The organism is Halomicrococcus pelagicus (assembly GCF_050954125.1).
This window is the reverse complement of sequence record NZ_JBPBWC010000001.1, coordinates 605,996-619,970: the sequence shown is the minus strand read 5'-3', so window position 1 is coordinate 619,970 and position 13,975 is coordinate 605,996. Positions and strand designations below refer to the sequence as shown.

The following is a 13,975-nucleotide window of genomic DNA, read 5'->3' as shown; positions in this document are numbered from 1 at the left end:
CGTCCTTCAGTTTTTATATCAGGACGGTCCAAACCACTCACAATGAAGACAATCAAGGACAGCGTCCACGACCACATCCAGGTCGAGGGCGTCGCCCGGGACTTACTCGACACGCCCGCAGTACAGCGGTTGCGTCACATCAAACAGCTCGGGACGGCCCGGCTCGTCTACCCCTCCGCGAACCACACGCGCTTCGAGCACAGCCTCGGCGTCTACCACCTCGCCTGCCAGGCGCTCGACAACCTGGGCATCGAGGGCGTCCAGGCCGAGCGGATGCGCGCCGCCGCGATACTGCACGACGTGGGCCACAGCCCGTACAGCCACACCGTCGAGGAGCTCGTCTACCGGCACACGGGCAAGTACCACGACGACGTGGCGGACCTGCTGGTCGACTCGACGGTCGGGGGCGTGCTCCGCGACCACGACCTCGACCCGGACGCCATCGCCGGCCTCATCGCCGGCGAGGGCGAACTCGGCCAGCTCGTCTCGGGCGAACTCGACGTCGACCGGATGGACTACCTCGTCCGGGACGCCCACCACACCGGCGTCCCCTACGGCACAATCGACCACGAACGGCTGGTCCACGAACTGACGTTCATCGACGGCGAACTCGTCCTCGCGGAGGGCAACGTCCAGACCGCAGAGAGCCTGCTCGTCGCCCGCGCGCTGATGAATCCGACCGTGTACACCCACCACGTCACCCGCATCAGCAAGGCGATGGTCCAGCGCGCGAGCGAGCGCCTGCTCGACGCGCCCGACGTCACCGCCGACGACCTGCGCCGGATGGACGACCACGACCTGCTCGTCGCGCTCCGGACCAACCCCGACACGACCGAGTACGCCCGTCGCCTCTCCCAGCGGGACCTCTACAAGCGCGCGGTCTGGGCGGAGATGGACGACGTGCCGGACGAGGTGGTCGACGCCGACCACGAGACCATCCGGGAGTTCGAGCGCGACGTCGCCGCGGACGCGGGCGTCGACCCCGAACACGTCGTCCTCGACGTGCCGGGCCGCCCCGGCATGAAGGAGTCGTCCTCACGGGTCATCGTCAACGGGGAGGTCCGTCCGCTCGCCCGCCAGTCGACGCTCGTCCGCGCGCTCCAGCAGGTCCAGCACGACCAGTGGCGGCTCGGCGCGTACGCCCCCGCCGACGAGACCGGGGCAGTCGGCGCCGCCACCGAGCGCGTGCTGGGCCTCGACACGGAGGGCGCGCTCGTCAGCAAGGTGCGAACCGGACAGCGGACGACACTCGACGACTTCGAGTAAGCGCTCCATCGGGCCGAAGGCTGATAGCGACGCCGGACGTACTCCCGCGCCGATGAGCGACGACACCGATGCGACCGGGAGATGGGAACGGTTTTTTGACTGGCCCGGAAACGCCGGGCCAATGCGTGCCTGGTTGTCCGTCTACCTGAAGGGACTGTGCATGGGCGCTGCCGACGCCGTTCCGGGCGTCTCCGGCGGCACTATCGCGCTCATCACGGGTATCTACGAACGCCTCATCTCCGCCATCGCTTCGTTCGACCCCCGCCTCGTCTCGTCGCTCCTCCAGTTCTACGACGCCGACGCCCGCGCCGAGGCGTGGGCGATGCTGAAGGAGATGGACGTCGGATTTCTGCTCGCGCTCGGCACGGGCATCGTCACGGCCGTGGTGACGGTGACCGGACTGGTCGACTACGCCGACGAGACGGTCCCGGCGCTGATGTTCGCGTTCTTCTTCGGCCTCGTCCTCGCGTCCGCCGTCGTCCTCTACCGGGAGGTGGCGATAACGACGCCGCTCCGCATCGGCGCCGCCGTCGCCGGGTTCGCCCTCGCCTTCCTCGTCGCCGGCGCGTCCGAGACGCAGGCTGCGTCCCCCTCGCTGGCGCTGGTCTTCTTCGGCGGTGCCATCGCTATCTGTGCGATGATATTGCCGGGCGTGTCGGGAGCGCTCCTGCTGATGCTGTTCGGTCTGTATACGTACCTCTCGGGGACGCTCCACGAGTTCCTGAGCGCGGTGCTGGACCTCGTCGGGGGCGGGAGTTTCGCGCACGTGGTCGAACTGGGGACGCCCGTCACGACGTTCATGGTGGGTGCCGTGCTCGGCCTCCTCACCGTCTCGCGCGTCGTCTCGTGGGCGCTGGAGCACTACCGGTTCGCCACGCTCGCATTCCTCGTCAGCCTGATGGTCGGCGCGCTGCGCTACCCAGCACAGCAGGTCGTGAGCGTGGTGACCGGCACGTACGACCATCCGGGACTGCTCGACGGCTGGACCGGACCGACCGTCGCCGCCGTCGTCGTCGCCGCTCTCGTCGGCGTCTTCGCCGTCCTCGCGCTCGACTACTACACAGACGACCTGAACTACTGACGGCGTCGACTCCGGGGGACGTTCGCATCGACTGACATCGGAGTCGTTAGCCCCAGATGTTTTATCCTAACCCGTCGAAGGAAATGGCGGTTTGGTCTCACGAATGGACGGACGAACATCAACCACGACGTTCGACGACGCTCACCGCGCCGACCTCGACTGGTGTCACGACGCGGTTCAGGGGGTCTCACGGACGTTCGCTATCACCATCGATCTACTGGAAGCGCCCATGGCAGACGCTATCGGCGTCGGATACCTCCTCTGCAGAGTCGCCGACACTATCGAGGACGCGGGCCACGTTCCGCCGGACGAACAGGCCGAGTTGCTCCGACTGTACGCGCGGGTGCTCGACCCCGACGATCCGACCGACGCTACCGACTTCTCGACCGACGTCGAAGAGTGGATTCCGGACGACGGCGGCGACGACTGGGACGTCGTCGCTAACGCGCCGCGAGTCGTCGCCACGTTCGAAACGCGCCCGGCGTCGGTTCGTAGCGCCGTCCGTCCCCCGGTTCGGGAACTCGTCGGTGGGATGGCGACGTTCGTCGACGAGCACAGCGACGCCGGTGGTCTCCGCATCGGGACAGTCGAGGAACTCGAAGAGTACTGCTACTACGTCGCCGGGACCGTCGGCGAACTCGTGACGAACCTGGTCTCTCGCGACGCCGACCGCGAACAGGTCGCGCGCATGCGCGAGACGGCCGAGTCGTTCGCGCTCCTCCTGCAACTCGTCAACGTCGCCAAGGACGTACACGCCGACTACCACGAGGAGAACAACGTCTATCTCCCGGCGTCGTGGCTGGAGGCCCACGGCGTCCCGCAGGACGACCTCTGTGACCCCGAGCACGCCGAGGCGGTCGCCGCGGTCGTCGAGCGCACGGCGGAACGCGCCGAGAGCTACGCCGACGACGCCCTCGCGTACCTGGAGGCGATGCCGGAGACGAAGGGCAACCGCCTCGTCGCGTGGGTCATCCCGTTCCTGCTCGCGGTCGGGACGCTCAGGGAGGTTCAGGACCGACCGGGCGACGCCCTGCGCCGCGAGGGAATCAAGGTCGACCGCGAGGAGGTCCACGCCCTGATGGCCGCCTTCTCCGACGGCGTCGAGCGCGAGGCGATCGCGGACCTCCGCGCGACGGTCGCCGAGACGCCGTTCCACCGGGCCTGAGTCGCCGTCGAACGTGAGCCACTGCCGACGCTCTCTTCACCGGAAAGCGACGACCGCGTTCCCGCCGACCGGTTCTCGACGGGCGGGTCCGTCGGAACGTACGGACGGTCGGTTGTCCCGATGCGGGTCACACCAGTCCGAGGCTCAGCCCGAGCGTCACGAGGAGGAACACGGGCAGGACGGTACGGATGCTCCAGAGCCAGGGAACGCCGAGCGCCCGCGCTATCCGGCCCGACCCGGTGCCGTACTCCGCGAGCGCGTCGCCGCCTAGCACCCAACCGGCGAACACGAGGAAGCCCGCCAGCCCGGCGGTGAGCAGGGTGTCGACCACGGGGCCGGAGACCGTCGTGAACAGGCCGGGGTTGAGCGCGCAGACGGTTCCCGTCACGAGGATCAGTCCGGCGAGGCCGAGCGTGGCCGACCGCCGCGAGACGTCGTGTTCGTCGACGAGGTAGGCGACCGGGATCTCCAGCATGCTGATGGAACTGGAGAGGGCCGCCAGGAGGACGACGCCGAAGAAGCCGACGGCCAGCAGTTGACCGAACGGAACCTGCTGGAAGGCGCTCGCGACGCTGACGAACAGCGCGCCCGGACCGCCGCCCGCCGCCGTCTCCGAGAGACCGCCCTGGAGAGCGAACAGCAGGGGGAAGACGACGAGGCCGGCGAGAACGCCGACGCCCGTGTTGAGAAGGGCGATGACGCTCCCGTCGAACGCGAGGCTGTTGTCCTCGCCGAGGTAGGAGGCGTACGTTATCATCGTTCCGACGCCGAGCGAGAGGGTGAAGAGAGCCTGACCGGCCGCGGCCTGGAGCACCGAAATGGGATTGGCCTGCAGGTAGTCGGCGTCGAAGTCGAGGTAGAACGCGAGGCCGGCGTCGGCCCCGGACTGCGAGATGGCCCAGACCGCCAGCGCGGCCAGCATGACGACGATGAGCGGCGTCATCACCGTCGTCGCCTTCTCGATACCGCTCCGGACGCCGCCGACGACGATGAAGGCCGTCAGTCCGAGGAACGCGACGTGGAACGCCGCCGCCTCGGCCCCGAAGCTGATGGCGTCGAAGTAGCCGGGGTTGCCGAAGTACGCGCCGGTGACGCTCGCGCCGACGTACCGGAGTATCCAGCCGCCGACGACGCTGTAGAACGAGAGGAGGACGAGTGCGGTGAACACGCCGAGCAGGCCGACGATACCCCACGAGCCGGAGCCGTTGGAGAGCCGGTAGAGCGCGCCGGCCGGATTGCGCTTGGAACGGCGACCGATGACGAACTCCGCGAGCAGTCCGGGAACGCCGACTAATAGGATGATGCCGAGATAGACGACGAGAAAGGCGCTCCCGCCGTTCTCCGCCGTCATCCAGGGGAATCGCCAGAGATTACCGAGTCCCACTGCGCTCCCGACAGCGGCGAGGATGAAACCGAGTCGAGTGGTCCACGATTCGCGTGTCATGTCATCTTGTCGCTCGCTGCCGGACCAAGAGGGTTTCGGGATTGAAACCCGTCAACTGTCGGTAACGTCGGTGAACGGGACAGGAAGGTTACTATTCAATTCGATGCAGCGGGAAAAATTCTCGTTCGCCTAGAAATCGTCGCCAGGGTCGCGCCCGGACGGACGACCTCTACAGGAACTCCATGAAGCTCAGCGCGAGCGTTCCGACGACGGCGACCAGGACGACGGTGCGGACGTGCCACAGCCACGCCGGCCCGAGCGACCCGAGGCCGTCGGTGCCCTGCCGGAGTTCCTCGATGGCTCCACCGGCGAACACCCAGCCGACGAACGTGACGATGAGCGTCACGCCGAGCGGCAGTAGCAGGCTGTTGGCGACGGTGTCGTACAGCCCGAACGTGTCGAGGCTCATCGCGCTGGGGAGGCCCAGCAGGAAGATGACCAGGCCGAGCGCGGCGGTGGCCGGTAGGCGACCGATAGCGTAGTTGTCGACCGCGTAGGAGACGACGACCTCCAGCAGGCTGATCGCCGACGACAGCGCCGCCACGAGGACGACGAGGAAGAATATCAGCCCGATGACGGTCCCTCCTGGAAGCTCCGCGAACGCGGTCGCCATGCTGATGAACACCGCGCCGGCACCGGCGCTGCCCGGGTCGACGCCCTGCGCGTACAGGAGCGGGAAGACGACGAGGCCGGCGAGCACGCCGACGGACGTGTTCAGGATGACGATGAGGCTACCGTCCATGCCGAGGTTGTCGTCCTTGCCGAGGTACGACGCGTACGTTATCATCACGCCCATCCCGAGCGACAGCGAGAAGAACGCCTGCCCGACCGCGAACGGGATGATGGTGTCGAGGTTCGACATGAGCGCGTCGAAGTTCGGGTTGAGGAAGTACTCGAAGCCCTCCATCGCGCCGGGGAGGGTCGAGCCCCAGACGGCCAGGCCGGCGAGGATGACGAGGATGGACGGGACCATCAGCTTCGTCGCGGCCTCGATACCGTCCTCGACGCCGAGCGCGACGATGCCGACGGTCAGCGCCATGAAGACGGCGTGGAAGACGATGGTCGACGTGCCGGTCGAGATGCTCCCGAAGTACGCCTCGGGGTTACCGAAGTACGCGCCCTGGACCGTGCCGATGACGTACTGGATGACCCAGCCGCCGACGACGCTGTAGTACGACAGTATCCAGAACCCCGTCACCAGCCCGAGCAAGCCGATTATCTGCCACGCTGGATATCCGATGCCCTCGAAGGCGTTGATGACGTTCTTCTTCGCCTTCCGTCCGATGGCGAACTCCGCGAGCATCGCCGGAAGTCCGATGCCGAACGCGGCGATGAGGTACACGACTAGGAACGCCGCGCCACCGTACTCCGCAGTCATGTACGGGAATCGCCAGATGTTTCCGAGGCCGACTGCGCTACCGACGGCGGCCAGGATGAATCCGACCCTGGACGCCCACGTTTCACGTTGTGCCATGCTTATCCGTCCCAACCGAAGACTAGCTTATAAAAAATGCGATTACTATCATCCGTTCCGATAGTCCCTGTATGGAAGAACGTCTTGACCGCGGCCGACGCCGGGCTCTCAGCCGAACTCGAACACGGGACCGGCGAGCACCTGCGCGTTCACGAGCAGCGTCTGGACGCCGAGGACGAGCGTGAAGAGGATGCCGGCGGGGACGACCAGGCGGACGAACCAGAGCCAGGTCACGGAGAACCAGTTGCCGGTCTCCGAACCCCGGCGTATCTCGTCGAGCGCGTCCCGGCCGTACACCCAGCCGACGAACACCGCGACGGCGAGGACCGAGAGCGGCAACAGGAGGTTGTACGCGATGTCGTTGTACCAGGTGAGCGTATCGATGCCGCTGGCGTCCTGCAGGCCAAGCCAGTTCAGTCCGAGCGCGGCCGGTAGGCCGAACAGGAAGACGGCCGACCCGGCCCCGACGGAGACGCTCGACCGCTCGTAGTCGGTGTTGTCGAGGACGTAGGAGGTTACGACCTCGAGGAGGCTGATGGAACTGGACAGCGCGGCGATGAGCAGGACGAAGAAGAACACGGACGCGAGCACCCGTCCACCGCTACCCAGGCCCGCGAACGCGCTGCTCAACGTCGTGAACGCCGTGCCTGAGCCGCCGGCACCCGAGAGGTCGATGTTCGGGTCGTAGTGGAACAGCACCGGGAAGACGACGAGACCGGCGAGCACGCCGACGAGCGTGTTCAGCACGGCGATGATACCCCCGTCAGCCGGCAGACTGTCGTCTTCGCCGAGATACGACGCGTACGTTATCATCGCACCCATCCCGAGCGAGAGCGTGAAAAACGCCTGCCCGACGGCGTACGGAATGACCGTGCCCCACTGGACTTCCCCGAGGTCGGGCGAGAGGTAGAAGTCGTACCCTGCCCCCGCGTTGCTCAGCGTCGCGGCCCAGACTGCGATGCCGACGAGCAGGACGACGACGCTCGGCACCATCAGTTTGGTCGCCCGCTCGATGCCGTCGGAGACGCCCAGCGCGACGATGCCGACGGACAGCAGCATGAACAGCGCGTGGAACGCCACGGCGTCCGGGCCCATCGCGATGCTCAGGAAGTAGTTCCCGACTTCGGTTCCGCCGAAGTACGCGCCGGTCAGGCTCCCGACGAGGTAGCGAATGACCCAGCCACCGACGACGCTGTAGAACGAGAGTATCCAGAAGGCGATGAACGCGGTCAGCGCGCCTGCGAACGTCCAGCTACCGTAGCCGAGTTCCCGGAACGCGTCGACGGGGTTCTTCTTGCTCCGTCGTCCGACGACGAACTCTATCAGCATCGCCGGCAGGCCGACGAGTAACACGACGACCAGATAGACGAGCAGGAACGCCGCCCCGCCGTTCCTGCCGGCCTGGAACGGGAACCCCCAGATGTTACCGAGTCCGACGGCGCTACCCACCGCGGCGAGGATGAATCCCAGCCGCGTCGTCCACGTCTCTCGCTGTGTCATGAGTGCTCGAGCCTTCCTAACCTCGATTCATAAGCTACACGGTATTTATTATCCGGAGGAATCGTTCGCTATCGATTATCCGTATCGGGCCGAAAGATAACCACGCGGGAATCGAGCGACGCCGCCGGGGTCGCGCGGCCGGATCAGGCCTCCCCGTACACTGGCACCGCCGCGCCGCTGGTCACGCTCGCCGCGTCGCTGCAGAGGAACAGCATCACCTCGGCGATGTCGGCCGGGTCCACCCACGTTTCGTGGTCGGCGTCCGGCATCATCTCGCGGTTCGCCGGGGTGTCGATGACGCTCGGCATGACGGCATTCGCCCGCACCTCGCCCTCGTTCTCCTCGGCGAGCGTCTCCGTGAGCAGGCGGACGCCGGCCTTGGACGCCCGGTAGGGTCCGTCGCCCTCGCCGCCCCGGAGCGAGGAGCGCGCGCTGACGGAGACGATGGCTCCCGAACGCTCCTGGAGGTGTGGCAGGGCGTGCTTGCTGGCGAGGAACGCCGTCTTCAGGTTCACGTCGAACAGAAGGTCGAACGTCGCCACGTCCGTCTCCTCGACGGGCGACCCACCCTTCCAGGTGCCGGCGACGTTCGCCAGCGCGTCGATGCCGCCGTGGTCGTCGACCACTCGCTCGACGACCGTCTCGACCTCCGACTCGTCGGTGAGGTCGCCCCGGTAGAAGTCGACCATCTCCGGGTCGAGCAGCGCGTCCTCGCCCTCCGGTTCCACCACGTCGGTCGCACAGACGGTCGCACCCGCGTCGGCGAACGCCTCGCACGCGGCGCTGCCGAGCGCGCCGCTCGCGCCCGTGACGAGCGCGACCCGTCCGTCGAAGTCGAAGCTGACGCTCATGGGCGGTACCTCGACCGCTCGACTGATAAAATCGCACGTCCACAGACGCCGTCACGTCGAACTGCAGGAGAGAGACGGAAAACCCTGTCCCCGTACGACTGCGACCCGGACCGCGGCCGTCCGCTCGGCGGTCACTCGATGAGGTCTTCGAACTCGGGGAGAACGTCGTCCTCGTCCGAGGACTCGTCGGAGGCGTCGGACTCGTCGACCGACTCCTCGCTCTCGTCTTCGGTTTCGTCCTCGGTTCCGTCCTCCTCGATGATCTCGACTTCGAGGACCGACAGCGGGATGTTCTCGAGGCGCTGGCCGATCTCCTTGCGCGCGATGCGGGAGGCGTGCTCTTCCCGTTCGACGTTGAACACCGTCATCTCGAGTTCGAGCGCGACGAGCGCCTCGTCCGCGGCGATGAACGCCGGCGGGAGTTCCTCGCCGTCCGGCGAGGTGCGCTCGCCCATGTTGATCTCGACGTAGTTCAGGTCCGGGTTCAGCAACTCGCCAGTCTTGGAGATGGCGATCCGCACCGCCTCGTCCGGCGTCTCCACGTCGTACACCGGAATCGCGGCCTCGACGACGACTCTGCAGTTCATGGTCCCACCGGGTGTTGTATCGCCAACAGTATGAAGTTTGGCCCTCGATCCGATTCTCCGGGTGAAATCGGCCGCCTCACGTCCGCCGTACGGCGTTACGAGGGGTGTGAGAGAAGCCCTCGCATTATGTCGGCGTCTCGTCCGAAGCGAAAGACTTGCTCCCGTCCGGCGTCTCTCGGAGAGCGATGGCTTCCGGTTCCATTCCCGTCGCCGACCTGCCGGGCGGGTTCGACCTCCAGTCGACAGTCGAGAGCGGCCAGAGCTACGTCTGGCGGCGCGAAGACGGCCGAATGTACGAGACAACGGGCGCGTACGGCGGGTCGGCGTGGTACTACGCCACCGTCGACGGCGAGGTAGTGCGCGCCCGCCAGCGCGACGGCGTCGTCGAGTGGGAGGCGACGACCGACGCCGAACCGCTCCTGTTCGACCTGCTGCGCCTCGACGACGACCTCGCGGCGATCGTCGACGCGACGCCCGACGACTCGCTGGTCGACGCCGCCTTCGACGCCTACTCGGGGATGCGTCTCGTCCGCGACCCCTTCTTCCCCTGTCTCGTCTCGTTCATCTGCTCGGCCCAGATGCGCGTGAAACGCATCTACGACATGCAGACCGCGCTGGCCCGCGAGTATGGCGACGCGGTCGCGTTCGACGGCGATACGTACCACGCGTTCCCGACGCCGGACCAGCTCGCCGCCGCGACCGAATCCGAACTGCGGGACCTCGGACTCGGCTACCGCGCGCCGTACGTCCGGCGAACCGCGGAACTGGTTGCCTCCGGCGAGACGACCGCGGACGACGCGCGCGGACTGCCCTACGAGGACGCCCGTGACGCGCTGAAGCAGTTCGTCGGCGTCGGCGACAAGGTGGCCGACTGCGTCCTCCTCTTCTCGCTCGATTACCTCGAAGCCGTCCCGCTGGACACGTGGATTCGGTCCGCAATCGAGGAACACTATCCGGACTGCGCGCGCGGGTCGTACGCCGAGACGTCGCGCGCAATCCGCGAGCGGTTCGGCGGCCAGTACGCCGGCTACGCCCAGACCTACGTCTTCCACTACCTGCGGAACTGACGGCGGCGGCCCCGGAGGAACCGTCGGGGACTCGCCGGACGACGGGGCAGCGTCAGCGACGGATTCGGAACCCGTCCTCGCCCTCGGGGTCGCCGTACTCCACCTCGACGTCCTCGACGTCGGCGGCGGGACTGCCGGTCTCGCACCACTCGACCATCTCGTCGACAGCGTCCTCGGAACCCTCGAAGACGGCCTCGACGCGGCCGTCCGAGAGATTCTGCACCCAGCCGTCGACGCCCCGTTCTCTCGCCGCGTCGCGGGTATTCGCGCGGTAGTAGACGCCCTGTACCGTCCCGGAGACGAACACGTGCGCTCTGGTCCGGTCCGTCATGCGCTGGGCTTCGCGCGCGAACGCCAAAAGACCGGGGGTAGTCGGCCCCCCGACGACCCGACGCCGGCGGCGGACTCGCGGGCCGGACGCCGCGGACGCGGCGGGGGGTCGAGCCAGCACCGTTTTGGCGTCGTTCGGCGTACCGCGCTCCATGGGGGAGAAAGTGTACGACGTCTACCTCGTGCCGAGCGAACGCGGCGACGGCGACCGGAACATCGTCTCGCCGGTCGAGGGCCACGAGGTGGAGTTCTACGAAACCGGGGTCTGGCTGGCACGGGAAGGGGGGCGGAACTTCTTCCCGTACGCGCAGATACGGACCATCCGGGAGCACAGTCGCGAGGCCGGCGAGACGCCGACCGACGAACCCGGAAGCGACGGGAGCGAGGAGTAGCTACTCGAGTGCCAGCCCGACCGTCTCGCGGGCGAAGACGTCGGCGTAGCCCGAGAACGACATCTTCAGCGCCGGGACGCCGGGGAAGGTGAGCGTCTGGAGCGCGAGCATCGGCTGGTCGGCCGTCGCGCCGAGCGTCCGGAGCGCGCTCGCGACGGCGTCGTACAGCTTCGCCGTCTCCTCGACTTCGAGGTCCGAGCAGACGCCGGCCACGCGCGCCGGCAGTTCGGCGACCACCTCGCCGTCGTCGACGACCGCCCAGCCGCCGCCCATCTCGTTGACGTGGGCGACTGCGGTCCGGAGGTCCTCGCCGCTGCCGACCGCGAGCACGCCCGGCACCTCCCAGACGACGCTGGTCGCTACCGCACCCTCGAACGCGCCGAACCCCGTCAGGAAGCCGGCGAACCCGGTGCCGTCGCCGTCCGGGTGGCGGTCGAGCAGGACCGCCTTGAGGAGGCCGGACTCGGGGTCGGCGACGAGGTCGTCGCCCTCGCGAGGCGGTTCGACGGTCGTCGCCAGCGAGACGAGGCCGTGGTCGTGTTCGATTGCCCTGACCGCGCCGTCGTCGGCGGCGTTCGCGGGCACCCGGTACTGGCCGGGGTCGGTGCTCACGTCGACGCTGTCGTAGAACCGGTCCGGGTACTCGTAGGCGCGGGGCGCGACCGTCGTCTCGTTGTTGTCGTAGACGACCTCGCCGTCCGCCACGACCGTCGTGACGTTGACCGATTCGAGGTCGTCGATGACGACGATGTCTGCGAGGTTACCCGGCGCGAGCGAGCCGCGGTCGGACAGCCCGAAGTGGCGGGCGGGGTTCAGCGTCGCCATCCGAAGTGCGTCGGCGGGCGCGACGCCCTCCTCGATGGCTCGCCGGACGACGACGTCCATGTACCCCTCGCGAACGAGTTCCCGCGGCCACATCCCGTCGGTCGACAGCGACAGTTCGCTCGCGCCGACCTCCTCGTAGGCGTCGCCGACGGCCTCTACGTCGTCGCGGATGGAGCCGTACCGCCCGATGGCGTGGATGCCGTTCGCGACGCGCTCGACGATTCCCTCGCCGGAGATGGCCTCGTGGTCGTCGTCGACGATGGAGGCGAACGCCTGGAGTTTCTCGTCCGAGCAGCCCGCACCGTGGCCGGTGACGGTCTTGCCCTCGCGGGCCGCCCGCTCGTACAGCCGCTCCGCGGGCGTGTCCCGGCCGACCGCGTGAATCCAGTCGGTCTCGCCGACGCCGACGATGCGGGGGTCGCCGAGCAAGTCGGCGAGTTCGCCGGGGGCCTCCCTGGCGGGTTCGAACGTCTCGATGGTCGGCTGGGGGGGCACCGTCGCCGCCACGCGAATGGGCAAGTAGGAGGTCGCGGCCAGCAGCTCTTCGACGCCTTCCGCGCCGAACGCGGGACCGAACCCGGTCACCTCCGAGACGACGGTCGTCGTGCCGCTCTCCAGGGCATAGTGGTACGCGTTCTCGAACGTCTGGTGGAGGTCGAGATGCGTGTGTGCGTCGATGAACCCCGGCGCGACGACGCGGTCCCGGGCGTTGACGACTTCGGTCTCCTCGCCGACGACGTCGTCGGCGTCCTCCGGCAGCGCTGCCACCCGGTTGTTCTGGACGGCGACGTCGCGGGCCTGGAACTCCCCGAGTTCCGGCACGAGGACGCGACCGCCCCGGACGACGAGGTCGGCGTTCTCCTCGCCGAGCGCGACGGGTTGCAGGTCGTTCACGCCGCCACCTCTTCGTAGACGTAGACGCCGCCCTGCTTGCGCCGCTCGACGTCGCCGCGCTCCTCCAGCACGTCGAGATGACCAACCGCCTCGCTCATGGCGGGGAACTGCTCCGTCGCGGGCAGGTCACCGAACAGCCCCTCCATCACGTCGAACGCGGTCGTCGGGCCGTCGACGAGTTCCCGAACCTCTCGCGTGCGCTCCTCGTGGGCGGAGAGTATCTCGTCGATGCGCTTCGTCGGCTCGTCGATGATCTCGCGGTGGCCCGGCAGCAGGCGGTCGAACCCGCGTTCGCGCAGCCCTTCCAGCGAGCGGTTGTAGGCCGGGAGGACCCGCGGGCGGTCTCCGTCATCGCTGGCGGGCGGCTGGAGCAGCGGGTTCGGTGTGATGTCGGGGAGGACGTGGTCGCCGACGATGGCGGTCGACTCGCCGTCGTCCTCGAACGTGAACGCGGTCTCGCCGTGGGCGTGGCCCTGTACCGCCTCGGCCGTCACGGCGCTGTCGTGGACCTCGATGACCTCCCCGTCGTCGAGTTCGCGGTCCGTCTCGACGCCGGGCGCGACCGAGAGGTACGCCGACGGCAGGTCGGTCACCGTCTGCGCGGTCGTGCGAGCCATCCCGTTCCGGTCGAAGAAGTCGACGAAGTACTCCTGTTCGTACTCCAGTCGAGCGGCGAAGTCCCGGATGATGTCCGCAGTTCCGGGGCTGGCGACGACGCGTGCCCCTGCTTCCCGAAGCCGCGCGGCGAGGCCGAAGTGGTCCGGGTGGGGATGGGTGACGAGCACTTGCTCGACGTCCGTCGGGCCGAGTTCCCGCTCTTCCAGCGCGTCGAGCAGCGTCGCCCATGCTTCCTCGCTCCCCGGCCCCGGGTCGACCAGCGTCCGCCCCGCGAGATAGGCGTTCACTGGTCCGACCTCGAACGGCGTCGGAATCGAAAGCCGCGTGAACATACGCACCGTTTCTTCCCGCGCTGTAAAACAGTTTTTGAAGCGTCTCGGTCGACGTCGAGGGGGTGAAAATCCAGCGTCGGCTACGGGATGGGACCCTTCCGGCGACGCCCGAGTCGGCGGTCGTCGACGCCTCCTGGTCGCCCGCGGGC

Annotated in this window: 13 protein-coding genes; 5 read left to right on the top strand and 8 right to left on the bottom strand. The window is 67.9% G+C overall.

Translation table 11 applies throughout. From position 1 onward, the window contains the following. Nucleotides 1-42: 42 nt before the first annotated feature. From ACRYA2_RS03450 to ACRYA2_RS03440, 3 genes are all read left to right on the top strand, one after another. Entirely contained in the window at nt 43-1,266 is a 1,224-nt protein-coding gene (locus ACRYA2_RS03450) for an HD domain-containing protein (RefSeq protein WP_433624238.1), read from the top strand. A gap of 121 nt (nt 1,267-1,387) precedes the next feature. Next, nucleotides 1,388-2,347, top strand: a complete 960-nt coding sequence (locus ACRYA2_RS03445; RefSeq protein WP_433624724.1) for a DUF368 domain-containing protein — start codon at nt 1,388-1,390, stop codon at nt 2,345-2,347. A gap of 103 nt (nt 2,348-2,450) precedes the next feature. Continuing rightward, entirely contained in the window at nt 2,451-3,512 is a 1,062-nt protein-coding gene (locus tag ACRYA2_RS03440) for a phytoene/squalene synthase family protein (protein ID WP_433624236.1), read from the top strand. A 127-nt stretch (nt 3,513-3,639) separates the two neighbouring features. Here the strand turns inward: ACRYA2_RS03440 and ACRYA2_RS03435 are convergent, their stop codons facing one another. From ACRYA2_RS03435 to ACRYA2_RS03415, 5 genes are all read right to left on the bottom strand, one after another. Beyond that, nucleotides 3,640-4,956 carry a sodium-dependent transporter gene (locus tag ACRYA2_RS03435; protein WP_433624234.1) on the bottom strand — a complete coding sequence of 439 codons (1,317 nt, stop codon included), beginning with the start codon at nt 4,954-4,956 and terminating at the stop codon, nt 3,640-3,642. Between the two features lie 169 nt (nt 4,957-5,125). Further along, a complete protein-coding gene (locus tag ACRYA2_RS03430; RefSeq protein ID WP_433624232.1) occupies nt 5,126-6,430 on the bottom strand; it encodes a sodium-dependent transporter in 1,305 nt (434 codons plus the stop codon). Between the two features lie 108 nt (nt 6,431-6,538). Further along, the gene (locus ACRYA2_RS03425; RefSeq protein WP_433624230.1) at nt 6,539-7,930 is read right to left on the bottom strand and encodes a sodium-dependent transporter; all 1,392 of its coding nucleotides are present in this window, start codon (nt 7,928-7,930) and stop codon (nt 6,539-6,541) included. A 143-nt stretch (nt 7,931-8,073) separates the two neighbouring features. Next, nucleotides 8,074-8,781 carry an SDR family oxidoreductase gene (locus ACRYA2_RS03420; RefSeq protein ID WP_433624228.1) on the bottom strand — a complete coding sequence of 236 codons (708 nt, stop codon included), beginning with the start codon at nt 8,779-8,781 and terminating at the stop codon, nt 8,074-8,076. Between the two features lie 131 nt (nt 8,782-8,912). Then, nucleotides 8,913-9,368, bottom strand: a complete 456-nt coding sequence (locus ACRYA2_RS03415) for a DUF555 domain-containing protein (protein ID WP_433624226.1) — start codon at nt 9,366-9,368, stop codon at nt 8,913-8,915. Nucleotides 9,369-9,553: 185 nt separating this feature from the next. Here ACRYA2_RS03415 and ACRYA2_RS03410 point away from each other — a divergent pair, with 185 nt between their 5' ends. After that, nucleotides 9,554-10,435: a DNA-3-methyladenine glycosylase family protein gene (locus ACRYA2_RS03410; RefSeq protein WP_433624224.1), complete on the top strand. Its 882-nt coding sequence runs from the start codon at nt 9,554-9,556 to the stop codon at nt 10,433-10,435. A 52-nt stretch (nt 10,436-10,487) separates the two neighbouring features. Here the strand turns inward: ACRYA2_RS03410 and ACRYA2_RS03405 are convergent, their stop codons facing one another. Further along, entirely contained in the window at nt 10,488-10,766 is a 279-nt protein-coding gene (locus ACRYA2_RS03405; RefSeq protein ID WP_433624222.1) for an acylphosphatase, read from the bottom strand. A gap of 151 nt (nt 10,767-10,917) precedes the next feature. Between ACRYA2_RS03405 and ACRYA2_RS03400 the strand changes: the two genes are divergently transcribed. After that, the gene (locus ACRYA2_RS03400; RefSeq protein WP_433624220.1) at nt 10,918-11,157 is read left to right on the top strand and encodes a hypothetical protein; all 240 of its coding nucleotides are present in this window, start codon (nt 10,918-10,920) and stop codon (nt 11,155-11,157) included. On the opposite strand, the gene ACRYA2_RS03395 is transcribed toward ACRYA2_RS03400, so the two are convergent. Both ACRYA2_RS03395 and ACRYA2_RS03390 read right to left on the bottom strand, forming a co-directional pair. Beyond that, complete coding sequence (locus tag ACRYA2_RS03395) at nt 11,158-12,876, bottom strand: adenine deaminase C-terminal domain-containing protein (protein ID WP_433624218.1); 1,719 nt, start codon at nt 12,874-12,876, stop codon at nt 11,158-11,160. After that, the gene (locus ACRYA2_RS03390) at nt 12,873-13,826 is read right to left on the bottom strand and encodes an MBL fold metallo-hydrolase (protein WP_433624216.1); all 954 of its coding nucleotides are present in this window, start codon (nt 13,824-13,826) and stop codon (nt 12,873-12,875) included. Before ACRYA2_RS03390 ends, ACRYA2_RS03395 begins: the two co-directional genes overlap by 4 nt. Nucleotides 13,827-13,975 lie beyond the last annotated feature (149 nt).